The sequence below is a fragment of the Halomonas sp. AOP5-B2-8 genome (assembly GCF_052376475.1).
Classification (GTDB): domain Bacteria; phylum Pseudomonadota; class Gammaproteobacteria; order Pseudomonadales; family Halomonadaceae; genus Vreelandella; species Vreelandella casei.
In genome coordinates, this window is record NZ_JBQSVS010000002.1 from 410,233 (window position 1) to 428,327 (window position 18,095).

Genomic DNA, 18,095 nt, shown 5'->3' on the forward strand with positions numbered 1-18,095 from the left:
AGCCAGGGTTTAAATAGCCGATTTATCTCCAGCGGCTTAAGAGTCTGGTTTTCTAGTAGCGAGGTACAAACAAGTGGCTTTTTCAGATTTAGAAAGAGATGCTCTTTTGAGCGTGAAGGGTGTTGGCCCCACCGTCATTAAACGTTTTGAAGAGATTGGTATCGATTCATTCAGTGATCTTGCCGTCCACCGTGCCGACGAGATAGCCGAAATGGTTGCATCCATGCTGCAAACAACTTGCTGGAAAAATAGCCCACAAGCAAAGTCAGCTATTGCCGCCGCCATTGCAAGAGCGCAGCAAGGGTTATAAGTCCAGCCATGTGAAGAGTGATTTCTGATTTACAGCGAGTCGCCTTGTCGGTGATAACTGAATGCTTTGTTGATGAATTGATCACATGCTTGCATGTGAGGCATGTCGACATGAAGCCCCGAGGTGCCATTAATATCATTGCACCCTGAAGAATGAAAAAACAAAGGAGCAGGCAATGAATCAACACGAGAAGCTCAATTACGTCGAGTTTGCTGCGCAAGACTTGGCCGCGACAAAAGCTTTTTTCTCAGCGGCATTTGGTTGGGCGTTTGTCGATTACGGCCCTGAATACACCGCGTTTTCCAACCAAGGGCTCGATGGCGGTTTCTATCAAGCGCAGGCCTGTAACCAAACCTCAAGCGGCGGTGCACTGCTGGTTTTCTATAGCACGGATATTGACGCAACGCTCAACAACGTTGAGAAGAGCGGCGGTGAGATCACGCGGCCTGTTTTCGAGTTTCCCGGCGGCTGTCGTTTTCACTTTCAGGAACCCAGTGGCAACGAGTTTGCGGTTTGGTCAGAGGCACGCAACTAGCGCATAGCTAAAAGTTGATTGTTACGGGCCAATGGATATTGAACATGGTGAACTCGATAGCAACCAGCCAAGTTAGGTCGCCGTAAAAGTGATAGAAGTGATAGGGGTGAGAAGCGTCCACACATCCCATGGCGCTAATCAAAAGATAACAGCGAGAAGCGCCCCAGCCAGGGCGCTTTTTTTATAGCTGTTTGGAACCTCGCGACAATACTTACGCAGCGATATTAATCCCATATATTCAAAATAAGAATATTAAATATTTTTTTTATTCTTTTTTGAAACTCCATGTTGCACTAAAATGGTGCTCTTTCTGAGCCGGGCCGCTGGGTGCCTGCTGCCTCGTTAGGCTACCAATAGGAATGTCACCATGAGTGAGCAAGCAAGTGATCAGGAGGGCGTGCACTTCAAACGCAGTATGCAGACGCGCCATTTGGTGATGCTCTCTTTGGGGGGTGTGATTGGCACCGGGCTATTTTTAAGTTCCGGTTATACCGTGCAGCAGGCAGGGCCTATCGGTGCGGTATTGGCCTACTTGGTGGGCGGTATTATTGCGTGGCTGGTGATGATGTGTCTCGGCGAACTGGCCGTGCATATGCCGGAGTCGGGGGCTTTCAGCGCCCATGCCAGCCGTTATATCGGCCCCGGCACCGGCTATATGGTGGCTTGGATGTACTGGCTTACCTGGACGGTGGCGTTGGGGTCAGAGTTTACCGCCGCGGCGGTTTTTATGGGGCGCTGGTTTCCCGATATCCCCGGTTGGTACTGGAGTGGCCTATTTGCGGCGATCGTCTTTGGCGTCAATGCGTTTACCACTCGCTTCTTTGCCGAGTCTGAATTCTGGCTCTCATTGATCAAAGTGATTGCAGTAGTGGTATTTGTATTGGTGGGCGCGATAGCGATTATTGGCTGGGTGCCGTTGCATAATGAAGCGGGTGTTGAGGTCGCCTCACCGGGCCTCTCGGCACTATGGGGAGAAGGCGCCATGCCGCCCAGCCTGATGGCCATTGGCACCACTTTGCTAGCGGTGATGTTTGCCTTTTCCGGCACCGAGCTAATTGGGATTGCCGCCGGGGAAACCGTCGACCCGGCTCGCAATGTGCCCAAAGCCATTCGCGCGACCCTATGGCGATTGATCCTGTTTTTCGTGGGCACCATCGTCGTGATTGCAGCGCTATTACCTCAGGATCAGGCTGGGCTCAGTCAAAGCCCTTTTGTGGCCGTCTTTCAGCGGCTCGGTGTGCCGGGCGCAGCCGATATTATGAATTTTGTGATCATTACCGCGCTGCTGTCAGCGGCCAACTCTGGGCTTTATGCCTCCTCACGCATGCTATGGACGCTCTCGGATCAAGGCACCTTGCCAAAATCGCTAAGCCGACTCAATAAGCGCGGCATTCCGATGAATGCCGTATTACTCAGCATGGTCGGTGGCCTGGGGGCGCTGTTTTCCAGCATTTATGCCGCTGAGAGCGTTTATCTGGTGTTAGTTTCGATTTCCGGTTTGGCCGTGGTGGTAGTGTGGATGGCCATTGCCCTTAGCCAGTTTAATTTCCGCCGCCATTACCTGCGTGAAGGCGGGCGGCTGGAAGATTTGTTGTATCGCACGCCGTTCTACCCCTGGGTGCCGTTAATCGCATTTGCGGCCTGTTTGGCAGCGTGCATTGGCATCGCCTTTGACCCACAGCAGCGCGTGGCGCTCTATTTCGGTGTGCCCTTTATTGCCCTGTGCTATCTGGTGCATTTTGTGCGCCACCGTGGAGCTGCTGATCGTTCCGCGACGTCAAACAGCGCTGTGAAGTCACGCCCTTAAGGAAACGTCCCTATGAGTGAATTGAATCCGATCAACGCCCTGTTGGCAGAAGTGCCCTTTATAGTCATCGACGGAGCCTTGGCCACTGAGCTGGAAGCGCTAGGCTGTGATTTAAATGACACGCTCTGGTCAGCGCGCTTGCTGGACCAGGCTCCGGAGAAAATCCGTCAGGTGCATCAGGCGTATTTTGAAGCCGGGGCCGACTGTGCCATCACCGCCAGCTATCAGGCCACAGTGCCGGGTTTTATGCAGGCGGGGATGACGGAAGAAAAGGCGCGAGCGTTGATTCAGCTATCGGTCACGCTGGCGCAAGAAGCGCGAGATGCGGTCTGGCAACCCGGTCAAACTGACCGGCCCAAGCCATTGGTGGCGGCCTCCGTCGGACCGTATGGCGCCTATCTAGCCGACGGCAGTGAATATCGAGGCGGCTATGACCTCAATCGCGCCGAGCTGGTTGAGTTTCATCGCGAGCGTTTTACGCTGCTGTTAGACGCGGGCGCGGATCTATTGGCCGCTGAGACCTTGCCTTCCCTGGAAGAAGCGTTGGCCATTACCGATTTGCTGGCCGAGCACCCCGGCGCCCAGGCCTGGATCACGTTCTCAGCGAAGGATGGCCACCACATCAGTGACGGTACGCCAATAGCAGAGTGTGCGGCTGCTCTCGCCAACTGCCCAGGCGTGGCGGCCATCGGAGTCAACTGCACCGCGTTGGCTCATATCGAGTCATTGATTCAAGAAATCCGCCGTGAATGTGATCTGCCGATATTGGTGTATCCCAACTCGGGGGAAGCGTACGACGCGGTGACTAAAACCTGGCACGCCGCCGCTTGCGAGCATGCCTCAAGCAGCCCTTCTGGCTTGGCGCAAGGGGTTGAGCGCTGGCTAGCCGCCGGGGCATCAGGCATTGGCGGATGCTGCCGAACAGCGCCCAAGGATATTCAAGCGCTGGCGCAGTGGCGGCGCGCGCGCTCAATCACCGTATGAGTCAGCGTAAGGCGTGGCTTTTCTTATGACCGCTGTGAGGGCGAAATGAGCAATAGCACTATCACTATTGGCTTGGCGCAACTGCCGGTAGCAAAAGGCGCAGTGGCTGAGAACCTTGAAACTCACCTTGCCTATATAGACCGCGCGGCCAAACAAGGCGCCGATGTGGTGGTCTTCCCTGAGCTTTCGCTGACTGGCTACGAGCTTGAACTGCTGGAGCGGCTTGCGTTACCCAAAACGTCAGGGGTATTCAGCACATTAGGCAAGGCGGCCGCCCGTCATAACATCGTGGTTATTGTGGGCTGCCCGCTGGTAAACCCAGGCCACAAACCCTACATCGGCGCCGTGATCGGTTTCCCCAGCGGAGAGTGTGAGTTTTACGCCAAGCAGCACCTGCACGACGGCGAAGATGCTTACTGCTCGGCGGGCAATGAAAGCTATCTATTCAGCGTCAACGATGCGCGCATTGCTCTGGCAGTGTGCGCCGACTTCGCCCACCCCGCGCATAGTGACGCGGCCGCCGCCCAGCATGTGGATCTCTATATCGCCAGCGCGCTGATTTCAGAGGCGGGTTATAAAGCAGATGCTGAGCTGCTTTCAGGTATCGCCCAACGCCACCAATTTCCCGTACTACTTTCCAACCACATATCCATCACGGGCGGCTGGCAAACCTGCGGTAACAGTGGCGGTTGGAACGCACAGGGCGAGCGCGTTGTCGTCGCTAACGGCTGTGAGCACGGCATAGTGCTGTGCCATCTTCTGCAAGGGAAGCTAACCAGTAGTTAAGTAGTCTCGGCGAGTGTATGAAATCGTCGATGATGAGCGTGTCGTTTACGCTGTTATTCAGTTTTCATTAATACATAATTCGCAGGCTATCCTGTCACTCATCAACAGCTAACCGCTGAGCACGTTTTGACGCCCGATTAAGAGAGCTAGCATGCACTACCGCACCATGACCATTGAAGACTACGATGCTGCCGTAACCTTATGGCGCAACACTGAAGGCGTGCGCTTGCGCGATGCGGATTCCCGTGAGGGCATCGATAAATACCTGCGGCGTAACCCCGGCCTGAGTCTTGTGGCTGAGCAGGGGGGCGATGTGGTGGGTACTATCATGGCGGGCCACGATGGCCACCGCGGCTTTATTCAGCACCTGGCAGTGGCGGCAGGCTGCCGTCAGCAGGGCATTGGGTCTGAACTAGTTAACCGCTGCCTGGATGCGTTACGAGCCGAGGGCATCCAGAAGTCGCACCTGATGCTATTGGTGGGGAACGACGCTGGTAAACGCTTTTGGAAGAACCTGGGCTGGGAGTTTAGAACCGATATTGAACTCTACTCGTTTATCCTCAGCGGCGGCCCCAATGCTTAACACTCGTGCAGGCTGCGCATCAGTCAATTTATGCACAGCCAGATTGGGCATCGTCAGCCCGTACAACAGTGCTACGCTTATTTAATAAAGAATTCCAAGGAGCGGTATGCGCCACGCTGAGCTAAACGATCACGGCACGTCAAACGACCACGATGTGCCACGCTTTACCACTCCCGCCGGTGAGATCATCGGTTGGCGGGACCGCGGCGTTATCCGTGCCACGGGCATTCGCTATGCCCGTACCCAGCGCTTTTGCGCCCCAAAAGATGAGCTGCCATCAACCGCGCCCATCCAGGCCACCGAGTGGTCGCCTTGCTCGCCGCAAAACATCATTCCCGAACTAAACGCTGTGCTGGGGATTAGCGCCCAAGAGTTCTCCGCCTGCGAAGGCGCGCTACATTTGTCGGTTACTTTGCCGGAAAGCCCCTCGGCTACGCCGCGCCCCGTGATGGTCTGGATACACGGTGGTTCTTACGTGTTTGGTGCCGGGGATCTAGCGGTGTTTGACGTACGCCCGCTTGCACTTGAGCAGGACGTGATTGTGGTATCTGTAACCTACCGGCTTGGCCTGTTAGGTTTTCTGGGCGGCTACGCTAACCGGCCCGCGAACCTGGGCTTGCTCGATATGATCTCAGCCCTACGCTGGATAAACACCAACATCGCGGCCATGGGCGGTGACCCCGCCAATATCACCCTGTTCGGACAGTCCGCCGGGGGCGACGCGGCGGCGCATCTGATGATTGCCGAAGGCACCAAGGGATTGTTCCAGCGCGCCATTATTCAAAGCGCGCCGCTGGGCATTAGCCGTGGCCGGGCAAACATGTACGCCAAGATGAGCCAACAGGCGGCCACGGTAAACGACGATGTACCGCTTGATGAGATTTTGCGCCTACAGACGCAAATAATGGAATCCGTCCGTGGTTTTGGCCTGAAAGCGGCCATGCCGTTTGGTACCCAGTACGGCCACTACCCGCTGCCTACTGAAGCCGAGGCCGGTGCGGCCTGGCGTCGCGCGGCCGCAAAGATTGACCTGTTTATGGGCTACACCGCGGAAGAGAACGCGCTGTTTGTGGTGATATCGCCCAGCCTAATGCGGCTTCGCAACACGCCCTTGGTGGGGGAGGCGCTCAGCAAGGCGATGGTGGCCGTCACCACACGCAAGGTCTACATACGCGATGCGCACACGTTTGCCCGCCGCCATGTGCAGGCGGGTGGGCGCGCTTACCTGTATCGGCTGGATTGGTGCAAGGGCCGCTACCCGTTTGGCGCCGCCCACACGATCGACCTGCCGCTGCTACTGGGCGAGCCATCCAGCTGGCAACATGCCGATTTGGTAAAAGGCGTGGACGAGGCCACCCTGCTTGAACACGGCCAGCGCATGCGTGCGCTATGGGCCGCCTTCGCCCGTAACGGCGAACTTCCGGCTACCGGCCACATTGAACCGCAGGTGCTTGAGTGGTGGGAGGTGACCTAGGCTCTGTCTGAAAAGTGCCTGCGTTCAAGAACGCATTTGCCGACTGGCACCCGGCGGCTGGCCGGTGACGCGCTTAAAAGCACGACTGAATGCCGCTTGAGAGGTATAGCCGAGTCGCTGGGCGACAACATCGATGGGCACTCTTTCGTGGGTTAACCATTGACTGGCAAGACGCATCCGCAGCTCCGTGGCATAGCGCAGGGGCGGCATGCCGATGGTGGTTTGAAAGCGTTGTGCGAAGACGGAGCGAGAGACATGAGATTCCGCCGCCAACTCTGCAACAGTCCATTCACGGCCAGGCTGGCGGTGCAGCGCCAGTATGGCGCGCGCAAGACGCGGATCACGCAATGCGGCAACCAGACCAGAGGCGTTTTCACAGCCGGACTCAATCCACCCGCGCACGATCATCGCGGCCGCCACCTCCGCGAGCCGCGCCAGAATGCCTGCAAAGCCGATTCGACCGGCGCAGATTTCGCGTTTCATTGAATCGAGAATAGGCAGTAAGCCGGGGTAGCGATCTGTCTGCGTGTCAGCCACCATGAAGGTTGGCATCAATTTACCCAGCCCCTGCATTCCGCCCAGATCGAACTCCATGCAACCGTAAAAGATAACGGCGCTGGGCGTAGAGTGCGTACTGGGGCAGGTATTGACCCCGCTAACGGCTTCGCCAAGGGGCGCGGCATCGAACTTATCGATGCTCTGAAATGACGCCTCCGCATCCGATAGAAGCTGATGTCTCCCACCTTGAGGTATAAACACAGCGCTTCCCGCGGGCAGCTCATGCAACTCACCATCACCCGTACGCAAGAAGGCTGTACCAACAGCCTGGAAGTGGAAGTAGGCGTATCCTGGCTTTGCTTCGAAGCCTAGGCCGAAAACGGGGCCTGTCTGAATGCGACGGTATTGAACGCCACGCAGGCGCATACCTGTCAGCAGTTCGCTGATCAGATCAGACGATAGGGCAAATTGGTCTTTCTCTGTCATGTTAGGCGTTTCGATCAAAAAGTTGAGGTTTATGATCATAGATCATCCAGGGTTTGAGCTCTAGACTTCCCGCTACCGTTTTTTTCAGGGATTTTTCGAGATGACCAATGAGGTTTGTGATGCCGGGCAAACGCCCAATGCTAGCAATGCGTCTGTTTTAGAGCCTGCAGCACCCGCGTGGATGGCCGTGTTTTCACTGGCAATGGGGGTATTCGGGTTACTGACGGCGGAGTACCTGCCCGCTAGCCTGTTGACGCCGATGGCCGCCGATCTTGGTATATCGGAGGGACTGGCGGGTCAGGCCGTGACGGTGACGGCAGTGGCGGCCTTGTTCGCCGGGCTGCTGGTACCCAGGTTAACGCGGAGATTTGATCGGCGCGTTGTCTTGCTGGCGTTTACCCTACTGATGATCGCTTCCAACCTGCTGGTGGCGTTGTCCTCCAGCCTGACCGTATTGCTGGCGATGCGCATTCTGCTGGGCGTCGCATTAGGCGGCTTTTGGAGCATGGCGGCAGCCGTGGCTATGCGGCTGGTGCCAGCAAATTTGGTGCCGCGAGCACTCTCTATAATATTCAGTGGCATCGCTATCGGGACGGTGGTTTCGGTGCCGTTGGGCAGCTACTTGGGTGGGCTATATGGCTGGCGCAGTGCATTTTTAGCCGCAGCGGCGGTTGGAGGGCTAACACTTGTCTTCCAGTGGTTCACGCTGCCCCGTATGGCACCACTCACCATGACGCACACGGCGTCGGTTCTGGAATTGCTTCGTCGCCCAGGGATAGGGGTCGGGATGATGGGCTGCGTACTCGCCCATACAGGCCAATTTGCATTGTTCACCTATATTCGCCCTGCGCTGGAAAGCGTCGCCGATATTGATGTTGACGGTCTGTCTCTGCTGCTCTTGGGTTTCGGTGTCGCCAACTTCATCGGTACGCTGCTGGCTGGCTGGATGATGGAGCGTAGCCTGCGTGCTACTTTGGTGCTCATGCCTGCGTTAGTCGGCTTGGCGGCCTTCGGTATGATCTGGCTACCCATCAATGGAACAGGGCTGATGCTGTTAGTGGCCCTGTGGGGCTTGGCCTTCGGCGGCGTGCCAGTTGCCTGGTCAAACTGGGTAGCCCGTGCCGTCCCTGATCAAGCGGAGACAGCAGGAGGCATGGTGGTCGCTGCGGTGCAATCTTCAATCGCTACCGGTGCCGCATTGGGGGGGATCGTGTTCGGTTTTAATGGGATCACAGGCGTTTTCATGACGGCAGGCGCGGTGATGCTACTCGCTGCACTCGTGATCTTTCTGCGCGTTCGCGTCGAGATGCCGCAGCATGGTGCGACCGCAGGCGCTGGAATAAATGTTTGAATGACTTTTTAGGCTAGGTTTGCTCCGGTTTGGGTCTAGGCATTACCGGCACGACTCGGAGCAATACATTAAATTTTGAAGTACGGCCAACGCCTGAACGCCCTATGGGCTGGCTTCGCCGCATGCGGCCGTGAGAGCGCTGGCCCTCGCTTTCTTAAGAGAAGATGCGAAGCCAGAATGTTCTCCCGTTCAGCTTCCTCAAAGGGCTGGCATTAGTTCCCTGACCCTGTCCCGGAGCATTCGCCAAGGTCACACAGGCTCGGTATCATAAGCAGCCAACCAAGCCACAGCAGCCTTTATTAATGTCATGCCCACCTTGCCCAAACTGCCAATCTCAATTTGTCTATCAAGATCAAAGCCTGTTCATCTGCCCAGAGTGTGCCCACGAATGGAACCCCTCTGAAGCTGAAGCGGAAGATGCCGTAACGGTAAAAGATGCCAACGGAACGCTGTTAGCGGAAGGCGATAAGGTAACGATGATCAAAGACCTCAAAGTTAAAGGCAGCTCGCTGGTACTCAAGGTAGGTACCAAAGCCGTTATCAAGCGGCTCAAAGAGGGCAAGGATCACCAGTTGGACTGCAAGGTCGATGGTGTGGGTGACATGATGGTGACCGCCCATTTTGTGAAAAAGGCCTGAACTGTTAGCCCAACGCGATAGCATTGTTCTTATACAGGCTAAAAAAAGGATTACCTACTCGATGAAAGCATTTCAAATTGGCGAACAACACAGCACCAACACCTTAAGTGCCACCACACGACCAGAACCTATCGCAGGTCCTGGAGAAGCCATCATTGCGCCACGATTAGTCAGCCTAATCAGCCGAGACATACAAATACTCACCGGCACATACGGCCCATTACAAGACCCTAAACGCGTGCCTGGCACAGAAGGCGTGGGCGATGTGGTTGCCGTTGGCGAAGGCGTAACAGAGATCAGCGTGGGCGACCGCGTGGTGTGTGGTCACTTTGCTAACTGGCGCGAAGGCCCTTTCAGTGCCAATATTTTCTCCCACGACATTGGCATCACCCACGACGGCTGGCTAGCTGAAAAAATCCTGCTGCCTGCAGCGTCACTCATTCGCTTACCTGACAGCATCCCAGATCAAGACGCAGCGGTTCTCGCATCCGCAGGGCTAACCGCTTGGAACGCACTGGTAGAAACCTCCAACATAAACGCGGGCGACCTTGTCCTTTGCCTTGGCACTGGCGGCGTGTCTTTAGCGGCGCTAAAAGTGGCGAAAATGCACGGTGCGCGCGTGGCGATCACCTCATCAAGCGACGAGAAACTCAGCGTTGCCCGAGAACTGGGGGCCGACATCACCATCAACTACAAACAATACCCAGATTGGCCTGTCGAGCTAATGAAGCAAACTAACAACCAAGGCGCCGACATCATTGTCGAAACCGGCGGGCAAGACACCCTAGGCCATTCCGTTGCCGCGGCGGCCGTTAATGGTCGAATCGTTATCATCGGCGTTACCCCAGGACAGAACTCACCGATCCCTAACTACATCACCTTTATCACCAAAAACATCACCATCAAAGGCATCGCCAACGGCAGCCGCGCCATGTTCGTCAGCTACATCAACGCACTGGCAGCAAACGACAGCACCGCCTTCATCAGCAAAACCTTCGACTTTGACGACGCCCCAGAAGCCTACCGCTTCCAAGCTGCCGCCAAACACATCGGCAAAGTACTGATCAAATTCTAATGTTGCGCTAACAAGCTTCAAAAACAAAGAAGCTGCTGCGAGGTTTTGTCTATGGGTTATTGAGTTAGCTTTTTTATTTACGACATCAACCAAATCAAATTGACGTTCTCGCCGTCCTACACGCATCTATGAACCGACTATAAAGCGAATAGGACAACGCTATAGCGTAGTGTCAGCACCCATCTCAAGACGCACTAAGCTGAGGCTCATCTACCACCGCGTCACGCACCGTTTCAGCGAAGCTTGCCAGGGCGGGTGTCCAGGTCTCCGGGTCGGGGGCGACAAAATAGGTATCGATATTGGAGATGGACGCGGGCAGTTTCAGGGTGTGAATTGCGAACCGGTGTTGGTGGGCTTCAACCGTCCCACGGGGCAGCACCGTGTAACCCATTCCCGCCGCGACACAGCCAAGCATCGCGTCCAATGACCCGAACTCAAATATCCGCCCCGCATTAACGCCATGGGAGGCCAGCAATAGCTCGATACGCTGGCGGTAGCTACACCCCTGACGAAATGCCATAAAGGCAGAGGTCAGCAGCGCTTGTGAAGAGGGCATCGTCGACATCGGCGTTGAGCCGACCAGCACAAGCTGCTCGCTGAACGCTTTGAGTAAGTGATAGCGACTATGCTCAAGCCGCCCGGCCACGAACACACAGTCCACCTGCCCGTTTAGCAACAACTCTACCAATTCTGCCGTTGGCCCGGTCTTTAGCTGGATATCAACGTCAGGCTGCGCTGCGTGGTACGCCGCCAGTATCGGCGGCAGGCGCAGGGCGGTCGTGGTCTCCATGGCGCCTATGCGCAATCGGCCACAGGCTTTTTCCGGGCCCTTAAACAGCGAAACCGCGTCATCGTGGGCCGTCAGTATGCGCTCGGCGTACTCCACCAGCGCCAAGCCCGCGTTCGTAGGCCGCACTCGCCCCGCACGCTGAATAAGCTGTACGCCTAACTCCTCCTCAAGTTTTTTGATGTGGGCTGTCACGTTAGATTGCACCGTGTGCAGCTGATTAGCCGCCGCCACGAAGCTGCCTGTTTCGGCCACTGCCATAAACAGCCGCAGCGATTTAAGTTGCATGGCCTACCTCCCCGTCGATAATCGTCAAGCTATGACTATCTCAAAATAAGATAGCAGTGATCAATTATAATCGTTTTTAGAAAACGCGTCTGCGCGGGTAGTCTGTACCTACACAAACAGGCTGACGACTTTGCCCGAATGGCGGCACGCGAAGGACACGACATGATCAACAGAAAAGACTGGCCCGCCCTGATGATAGGGGTAATGGCAACCTTGGCGGGAATTGGCATTGCGCGTTTTGCCTACACACCTTTATTGCCGGCGATTATTCAGGAAGGCTGGTTCACCGCCAGCCAAGGTGCCTACCTCGGGGCCGCCAACCTGCTGGGTTACTTTATCGGCGCGCTCTGCGCCCACGCCCTGAGCGAGCGTTTTTCTTCCCGCTTAGTCATCGGCGCAAGCTTCGCAGCAATCGCGCTCAGCTTTATGCTCTGCACTGGGGCGGGTAGTTTCTTCTGGTTCTTCTTATGGCGATTAGTCTCCGGTATTGCCGGGGCCATCTTGATGGTAGTTGGCCCTTCGCTGGCGCTGGCGGCGACACCGCCTGAGAGGCGAGCCAGTGTGGGGGCAATGGTGTTTACCGGCATTGGCCTGGGTGCACTGCTTTCGGCCTCCGTCGTACCCGTACTTCTTGAGTTAAGCCTAACGGCGACTTGGGCAACGCTGGGGCTACTGTGTATCGCAGCGGGCCTGGTAAGCGACGCTTTTTTACGACAAGGCGTGACGCCCTTAGCACCACCTTTGGCAGCAAGCCCAACGGCTAATAGCCAGAAGGGCTATGCGGGAATAAAACTAGTGGTGTTGCTGGTTATTGGCGCTTATGCCCTGGATGCGATTGGGTTTGTGCCCCATACCGTGTTTTGGGTGGATTATCTCGCCAGGGAAAACGCCCTGGGGAATCACGCCGCTTCCTTGCAGTGGGGTATTTTCGGCTTGGGCGCCGTCTGTGGTCCGCTAATGGTCGGGGCCTTAGCGCAGCGAGTGGGCTGGCATCGTGGCTTGGTGACTGCCTTTGTGGTCAAGGCTGCCGCCGTCTCGCTGCCGGTATTCTCGCTCGCACTGCTCAGCCAATCCGTTTCCTCCTTCATGGTGGGGGCGATGATCCCCGGCATTGTCGCACTTACCTCTGGCCGCCTTGCTGAGCTGGTAGGGCCAACCGCCCACAAGAAGCTCTGGGGGCAAGCCACCGCCGCTTTTGCCGCCGCCCAGGCAGTAGCAGGCTATGCCATGTCGGCGCTTTATGGCAGCTGGGGCAGCTACGCACCACTGTTTGCCATCAGCGGCATCATTCTCGTTGTTGGCTTTTTGCTGGTGCTGCTTAGCCGCGGTGTACAGCAGCGCCAAGCGCAACTTACTGCCCAACAAGCTTCAAAGCACGCTACACAGCATTCTACAAAGCACTTTACACACCAAGGGAGGCAATAATGGAACTCTATCTAAACGCAACCTCGCCCTATGCGCGCCTGGTGCGCATCGTATTACTGGAAAAAGGTTTGGCGGACGCCGTGACGCTGAAGTGGTGCGACCCCTGGGCAGACGATGCCGATCTGTTAAAAGCCAACCCCGCCGGGCGTATTCCCGCGCTGGTAACGGAGGAGGGCACCACGCTCAGCGAGTCCATGCTTATTGCCGTTTACCTGGATAGCGTAAGCCCCAACCCGCCAATGCTGCCAGCAGCCAGCCTGGGGGATGTGCTGCACCTGGCGGGGCTGGGCCAAAACCTGATGGATGCCGCGTTCACGACCGTGATTGCCAGAAAGCATTATGGCAACGAGATTGACGAGAGCGAGCTAGGCCAGCGGCGCTCGCGAGCCATTCAGCGTCTGTTGAAACAGCTGAACAGTGAGCTTGGCGAAAAACAGCGGGCCTCACCGATTAACCTGGGCGAAATCTCCATTGCGGTCGCGCTGGATTACCTAGCTTTCAGGCTGCCAGAGGTGAATTGGAAAGAAGAGTATCCGCAGCTCCAGGTTTGGCACGCTGGCATGCTCGCAACGAAGAGCTTTCAGCGCACGGCATTCTGTTAGGAGAGGCAAAAGAGGGTGGAGTTATTAATCGGTTTCTGCCAACAATTCTTCCACTTCGTCAACTGGAAACTCGTGCGAGTGCCTGTCAACATGGCAAGGTTGACGAGGTCAAATCAACCATCCTAAGCCCGCAATCCATAGACCAAGGCCGAAGCTTGAATGTGCTAACAAGCTGCGAAGCCTGGCAACATTTGGCTGAGGTGTCTTACTGGCAGCGACCCCAGCGCCCAAGCAAGGTTGCAGGACAAGAAAAGGCGTAAGCACCGTCATCACACCGAAACCTAGCGCAGGCATGAGCGTAGGACGGGCAAGCCAGTCCGACCCGACAAGTACCAGGAATGTTATAGCGAAAGCGATCCCTATAAGATAATGCGCAACCCACCCTAGAGCCGACTCGGCTTGGATCTGTGTGCTTTTACCGATAGGTCGATGGATGAACCTGCCGCTCGGCAAGTGACCTAGCCAGCGCCCGACCATTGCGTAATTCAGTGAAGGAATACCTAACAGGTGTTTTTGCAACAGCGCTAGGATATCCATGAAAGCGGTCGCCCCAACGCCGAGAAATAGGGCATCGATCAGCAATCCGTTCATCGCTGCGTTCCTTTTATCCTTTCTGCTGTAATCACAAAACACACCCATATCGCCAACAGGAATGCGGTGACGCCTGCCGCCATGAAAGCGAGCGACCAGCCTGCCTCAATCTCCGTGCATAGTGCGGTTAGAGTCATGAAGCCTGCTAGCCCGGCGGTTGGGCCGAGTTCCATAGACGTATTCATTACACCGCCTGCAAGTCCCATTTGTGTAGGGGCAACTCCTTGGGTCATCAAGACCGCTGAAGCAGCAAAGATCAGAGAAGTGCCCGCGGGTAAAACGACCAAACCTGGCAGTATATCGAACACATAATTTGAACCAAAACCTGCCAATAGCCAAAGCCCTATGGCAGACAGCACCAGTCCTAAAAGCAGGGTATTCCATGCGCCCATACGAAGAACAATTTGTCCTGAAGGCGCACCGCCCAGAATAAGAACCGCAAGGAAGGGTGCCATCGCACCAGCCGTCGCCAGCGGGCTCCATCCGGGGCTTCCTTGTAGATAGATCGCTAGAATAAAGGTCACCAGCCCCATGCTGGCTGCTGCCAAAAAGATGCCAACAGCTCCACCAATTCGGTTTTTATGTCGCAGAAAGTCTGGCGGTAGTAGTGGCGCACCTGTCCGGCGCTCATGCCAAGCAAAGCCAACCAAAGAAGCTAAACCCAACATCAATGCGGTCATAGCTGAAGGCGAGGCCCAGCCTATTTCGCTGCCTGTTGCCAAACCGTATCCTCCGGCCGAGAAGCCCAAAAGGCCAAGTCCTGCGCCGAGCAGATCCAGCGATTGCTTTTGATGCTTGCTCCGTAGTATCACGGGCAATAGCCTCCCACCAACCATCAGCGCTATCGCCGAAACTGCGCAAGGAACCAAGAACATCCATCGCCACGAAACCCAGGTAGTCACGATCCCCGATAGGACAGTTCCTATTGCGGCTCCCAATACCGAAATGCCACCCCAGCGCGCCATGGCTCGGTCGAAGTCTCCTGTGTGAGGAAATAGCACTGAGACCAGTGCCAATGCAGCGGGTGCGGTCATGGCTGCTCCAATTCCTTGTAACCCACGCATGGCGACGAGTAACTCAAACCCCGATGCCAGTGCTGCCCCAAACGACGCAATGCCGAAGACACAAAGCCCTATTTTTAAAAGGATTGTCCCACCAAAGCGGTCAGTTAGGTTGCCGCCTAGTAGTAAGAGGCCGCTATAGGGTAGGCCATAGGCGATTTGAAGTACGACCAGATCAGCCGTTGTCAGGCCAAATTCTGAAGCAATTAAAGGAAGTGGCACTGCAACCAAGGTGATGGTGAAAATTAGTGTGGCCTGGACGACGGCTAGTAGCGTAAATGCAGGGCCAACTCTGTGAGTGAAACGAGCCTGATTATTGAAAAGAGGCATCTTACTCAATTTCCTTGAAGGTTAGGATGAAGAGAAGTAGCCTATTACTTCAAGTCAACTTGAAGTCAAGTGCCGTGCTCGATATTTCTGAACTCTCCCGTAAAAGCGGCATTCCCGCCTCGAAGCTGCGCTACTACGAAGAAGTCGGGCTGATCCGATCAGTTGGGCGCAATGGGTTGCGCCGGGTTTTCGAAACGAACGTATTGACGCGCTTGTCGCTAATTGCGCTGGGGCAGGTCGCAGGGTTTTCGCTGGCCGAGATACGTGAAATGCTGGATTCTGAACGACGGCCGGAAATCGACCGTGAGATGGTGGGTGCCAAGGCGGATCTTCTGGATCGCCGCATCAAAGAACTGACAGCACTACGTGATGGTTTGCGTCATGTAGTGACCTGCAAGGCGCCAAGTCATTTGGAATGTCCTACCTTTCAACGCCTTATGCGTATCGCACAAACGCGCCAAGCGCTGCGAGGGCGTGATCAGAAAAAGGCCAGTACAAGGGGGAAGGTAGGCAATCGCAAGTCACTATCGTTCGATGGATTTTGATTTGTACTATTCTCTACTAATAGCAAGGCGCTCTTGCATTTAGCCAGTAACTAAAATGCGAAGATAAGTTCAGCAATCAGGTATCACAACTTATCTGTTGGACACATCAAATAGCTACAATCAAATCTGACGAGCACAGAGCTGCTTACAACGTATCTCTCCAGACCAGTCCTGACGGTAAGAAAAAACCGGATAACCGAGAAATAGAGCAGTGCTGGTTATCGGGCTCATGAAAATGTCGGTAGCGGGCATGGCTCTGAAGACTTGTTGGCCGATATACCGCGGAACTGGGTGTTAGGCAAAGTTGAGGATGCCTGGAAGACAGCGTCAAAAGATTCTTACACCGAGTTTCTGTGGGGGTATTTACGCCAAATAAAAACTCATTAGGTAGCGGGGAGAAGGTCGATTTTACAGACACTATTCGCGCGTCATAAAGGGCAAGCTGGCCGTGAATATTTCAATGGATGAAAGTGTTTGGAAACGCTGGGAGGATAAAGTGTGTGAGTATCGGCCACGGACGCTAACTGATGCTAATCAAGCCCCATCGGGTCAATAGCTATGGTCTAACCCGGCGCTTTCTTCGCCTATCCTGCTCACTTTAACGTTGCATGCCGTTGAGTGGCTTTACTCAGTCGAACGAATGAAGGACACCACGGAGGGAGGCAGATGGCGGCACCCCAACACGAAATCGAAGTGAGCCTCAGAACCCGATAGCTAGTTCGGTCTGCCTGAAAGCCACACATGCTTTTGGGGACAATAGAGACGCCGCCTCCGACTGCTACTAAAGACAATACGGCATGCATCCCATGTGTTTCTTGAGCCACCCTGGGTACAAAGCCTGCATTGGCACAAAGTCGGATAACCTGCAGAACTGTTACGCTTGTTCGAGCTGGGTCGAACTGAGGCTATTTCTCGTTTATTATTAGCAGGCATTGTGTTATTGACAAACTCAGACTTTTTAGAACTTGATTAGAGGAAATTGAACTTCACTATGCCTGAAATTTTTAGTCGAAACAGATGCGTGGATCAAATTTTTCTTTTATCATATTTAGATCAATAGTGTCAGATTTTATTCTCATGAAGGGCTCGCTTTTGAAAGCAGGTAAATCAATAATCGGAAGCCCGTCGTTAATAAAGTAGTTTATATTTCTCAAAATACAGCTATTGCTACCTTCCTCCTCAAGACCTCTGTATTTAAATACACTATGCTCAGAATAGAACGTAAGTCCCATGAGAATACAGTCTGTATTGTTCTTTTTTGAAACATACTCAAAATTAATCAGGGCTTGCTTGTCACATAAAAAAATGCTGGATAGGCCGCAATGAAATTTGTAACAATGTTCATTAAATATTATGGACATGGGGTGTGCCGATAAAACTTCAGACCATAAGTTTTGTAATTTTAAATCTGTATGTTTTTTATAGTTAGAAGTGATGTTTGAAAATGGCATTTCTAGCATTTCTAAAAAATGAAGGTGCTTATAGAGAGGATCGCAAAAACCATAATACTTAGGTAAAATTGAGACCGATAACATGCCTTCGTTATCATTTAATTTCTTTGTTAATGGTATCCAAAGAGTGCAGCCTTCATCAAAAGCTCTTTGCTTTAAATACAAGTCTGAATGGAAGCTCCAACCTGATTTCTTGTTAGCTTCTAGCGTTATTAATTTTGTCCCTACAAATATTAAGTTTTTCTTGTAAGTTGAGTTAATTGATTCTTTTAGTCGGCTGAAAGTTAATATTTTTTTTATTTCTTCGCTCATTAGAATTTTTTTATGTAATGAATTAAAATCCTTGTTAGTTAAATGTTTCCCATTTGAATTCCCTAAAAAATTTTTGGCAAGATTGTTGTTTAATGCTCCCTCAAAAGCTATTACACCGGAACTTTTTAAATTTTCTAATTGAAGCATTTTTAGCTCAGATTTATTGGTTGACATAG

The 18,095-nt window shown here is 54.1% G+C and carries 19 protein-coding genes; 13 read left to right on the forward strand and 6 right to left on the reverse strand.

The features are described 5' to 3' along the window. Positions 1–73: 73 nt before the first annotated feature. The 7 genes from ACT3RP_RS06515 to ACT3RP_RS06545 all read left to right on the forward strand — a co-directional run bounded on the left by ACT3RP_RS06515 (position 74) and on the right by ACT3RP_RS06545 (position 6,479). On the forward strand, positions 74–310 hold the full coding sequence (locus tag ACT3RP_RS06515) for a helix-hairpin-helix domain-containing protein (RefSeq protein ID WP_444625280.1): 237 nt from the start codon (positions 74–76) through the stop codon (positions 308–310). 175 nt (positions 311–485) lie between these two features. Continuing rightward, positions 486–845, forward strand: a complete 360-nt coding sequence (locus ACT3RP_RS06520; protein ID WP_444671490.1) for a VOC family protein — start codon at positions 486–488, stop codon at positions 843–845. Positions 846–1,212: 367 nt separating this feature from the next. Next, positions 1,213–2,652, forward strand: a complete 1,440-nt coding sequence (locus ACT3RP_RS06525) for an amino acid permease (protein WP_444625281.1) — start codon at positions 1,213–1,215, stop codon at positions 2,650–2,652. 12 nt (positions 2,653–2,664) lie between these two features. Then, complete coding sequence (mmuM, locus tag ACT3RP_RS06530; RefSeq protein WP_483393483.1) at positions 2,665–3,636, forward strand: homocysteine S-methyltransferase; 972 nt, start codon at positions 2,665–2,667, stop codon at positions 3,634–3,636. Positions 3,637–3,681: 45 nt separating this feature from the next. Further along, on the forward strand, positions 3,682–4,422 hold the full coding sequence (locus tag ACT3RP_RS06535) for a carbon-nitrogen hydrolase family protein (RefSeq protein ID WP_444625283.1): 741 nt from the start codon (positions 3,682–3,684) through the stop codon (positions 4,420–4,422). 151 nt (positions 4,423–4,573) lie between these two features. After that, positions 4,574–5,005 carry a GNAT family N-acetyltransferase gene (locus ACT3RP_RS06540; RefSeq protein WP_444625284.1) on the forward strand — a complete coding sequence of 144 codons (432 nt, stop codon included), beginning with the start codon at positions 4,574–4,576 and terminating at the stop codon, positions 5,003–5,005. Positions 5,006–5,111: 106 nt separating this feature from the next. Beyond that, positions 5,112–6,479, forward strand: a complete 1,368-nt coding sequence (locus ACT3RP_RS06545) for a carboxylesterase family protein (protein WP_444625285.1) — start codon at positions 5,112–5,114, stop codon at positions 6,477–6,479. Between the two features lie 24 nt (positions 6,480–6,503). Here ACT3RP_RS06545 and ACT3RP_RS06550 read toward each other — a convergent pair whose 3' ends face one another. After that, positions 6,504–7,502: a cupin domain-containing protein gene (locus ACT3RP_RS06550; RefSeq protein ID WP_444625286.1), complete on the reverse strand. Its 999-nt coding sequence runs from the start codon at positions 7,500–7,502 to the stop codon at positions 6,504–6,506. Between the two features lie 61 nt (positions 7,503–7,563). On the opposite strand from ACT3RP_RS06550, the gene ACT3RP_RS06555 reads away from it, so the two are divergent. From ACT3RP_RS06555 to ACT3RP_RS06565, 3 genes are all read left to right on the forward strand, one after another. Continuing rightward, positions 7,564–8,814, forward strand: a complete 1,251-nt coding sequence (locus ACT3RP_RS06555; RefSeq protein WP_483393484.1) for an MFS transporter — start codon at positions 7,564–7,566, stop codon at positions 8,812–8,814. Positions 8,815–9,116: 302 nt separating this feature from the next. After that, positions 9,117–9,452, forward strand: a complete 336-nt coding sequence (locus tag ACT3RP_RS06560; RefSeq protein ID WP_096278877.1) for a zinc ribbon domain-containing protein YjdM — start codon at positions 9,117–9,119, stop codon at positions 9,450–9,452. A 61-nt stretch (positions 9,453–9,513) separates the two neighbouring features. Beyond that, a complete protein-coding gene (locus ACT3RP_RS06565; RefSeq protein WP_483393485.1) occupies positions 9,514–10,527 on the forward strand; it encodes a zinc-dependent alcohol dehydrogenase family protein in 1,014 nt (337 codons plus the stop codon). A gap of 184 nt (positions 10,528–10,711) precedes the next feature. Here the strand turns inward: ACT3RP_RS06565 and ACT3RP_RS06570 are convergent, their stop codons facing one another. Next, positions 10,712–11,602 (reverse strand): LysR family transcriptional regulator, encoded by an 891-nt coding sequence (locus ACT3RP_RS06570; protein WP_483393486.1) that lies wholly within the window; start codon positions 11,600–11,602, stop codon positions 10,712–10,714. 162 nt (positions 11,603–11,764) lie between these two features. Here ACT3RP_RS06570 and ACT3RP_RS06575 point away from each other — a divergent pair, with 162 nt between their 5' ends. Continuing rightward, positions 11,765–13,027 (forward strand): YbfB/YjiJ family MFS transporter, encoded by a 1,263-nt coding sequence (locus ACT3RP_RS06575; RefSeq protein ID WP_483393487.1) that lies wholly within the window; start codon positions 11,765–11,767, stop codon positions 13,025–13,027. Then, positions 13,027–13,629 carry a glutathione S-transferase N-terminal domain-containing protein gene (locus ACT3RP_RS06580; protein WP_483393488.1) on the forward strand — a complete coding sequence of 201 codons (603 nt, stop codon included), beginning with the start codon at positions 13,027–13,029 and terminating at the stop codon, positions 13,627–13,629. Before ACT3RP_RS06575 ends, ACT3RP_RS06580 begins: the two co-directional genes overlap by 1 nt. A gap of 108 nt (positions 13,630–13,737) precedes the next feature. Here ACT3RP_RS06580 and ACT3RP_RS06585 read toward each other — a convergent pair whose 3' ends face one another. Together ACT3RP_RS06585 and ACT3RP_RS06590 are read right to left on the reverse strand one after the other, a co-directional pair. After that, positions 13,738–14,220 (reverse strand): DUF2938 domain-containing protein, encoded by a 483-nt coding sequence (locus ACT3RP_RS06585; RefSeq protein WP_441685223.1) that lies wholly within the window; start codon positions 14,218–14,220, stop codon positions 13,738–13,740. After that, entirely contained in the window at positions 14,217–15,611 is a 1,395-nt protein-coding gene (locus ACT3RP_RS06590; RefSeq protein WP_441685232.1) for an MFS transporter, read from the reverse strand. The genes ACT3RP_RS06585 and ACT3RP_RS06590 overlap by 4 nt, the downstream gene beginning before the upstream one ends. A 26-nt stretch (positions 15,612–15,637) precedes the next feature. Between ACT3RP_RS06590 and ACT3RP_RS06595 the strand changes: the two genes are divergently transcribed. Beyond that, positions 15,638–16,156: a helix-turn-helix domain-containing protein gene (locus tag ACT3RP_RS06595; protein ID WP_483393489.1), complete on the forward strand. Its 519-nt coding sequence runs from the start codon at positions 15,638–15,640 to the stop codon at positions 16,154–16,156. Positions 16,157–16,749: 593 nt separating this feature from the next. On the opposite strand, the gene ACT3RP_RS06600 is transcribed toward ACT3RP_RS06595, so the two are convergent. Both ACT3RP_RS06600 and ACT3RP_RS06605 read right to left on the reverse strand, forming a co-directional pair. Then, positions 16,750–17,025: a LysR substrate-binding domain-containing protein gene (locus ACT3RP_RS06600; protein WP_483393560.1), complete on the reverse strand. Its 276-nt coding sequence runs from the start codon at positions 17,023–17,025 to the stop codon at positions 16,750–16,752. Positions 17,026–17,160: 135 nt separating this feature from the next. Next, on the reverse strand, positions 17,161–18,093 hold the full coding sequence (locus ACT3RP_RS06605) for a hypothetical protein (protein WP_483393490.1): 933 nt from the start codon (positions 18,091–18,093) through the stop codon (positions 17,161–17,163). Positions 18,094–18,095: the final 2 nt, after the last annotated feature.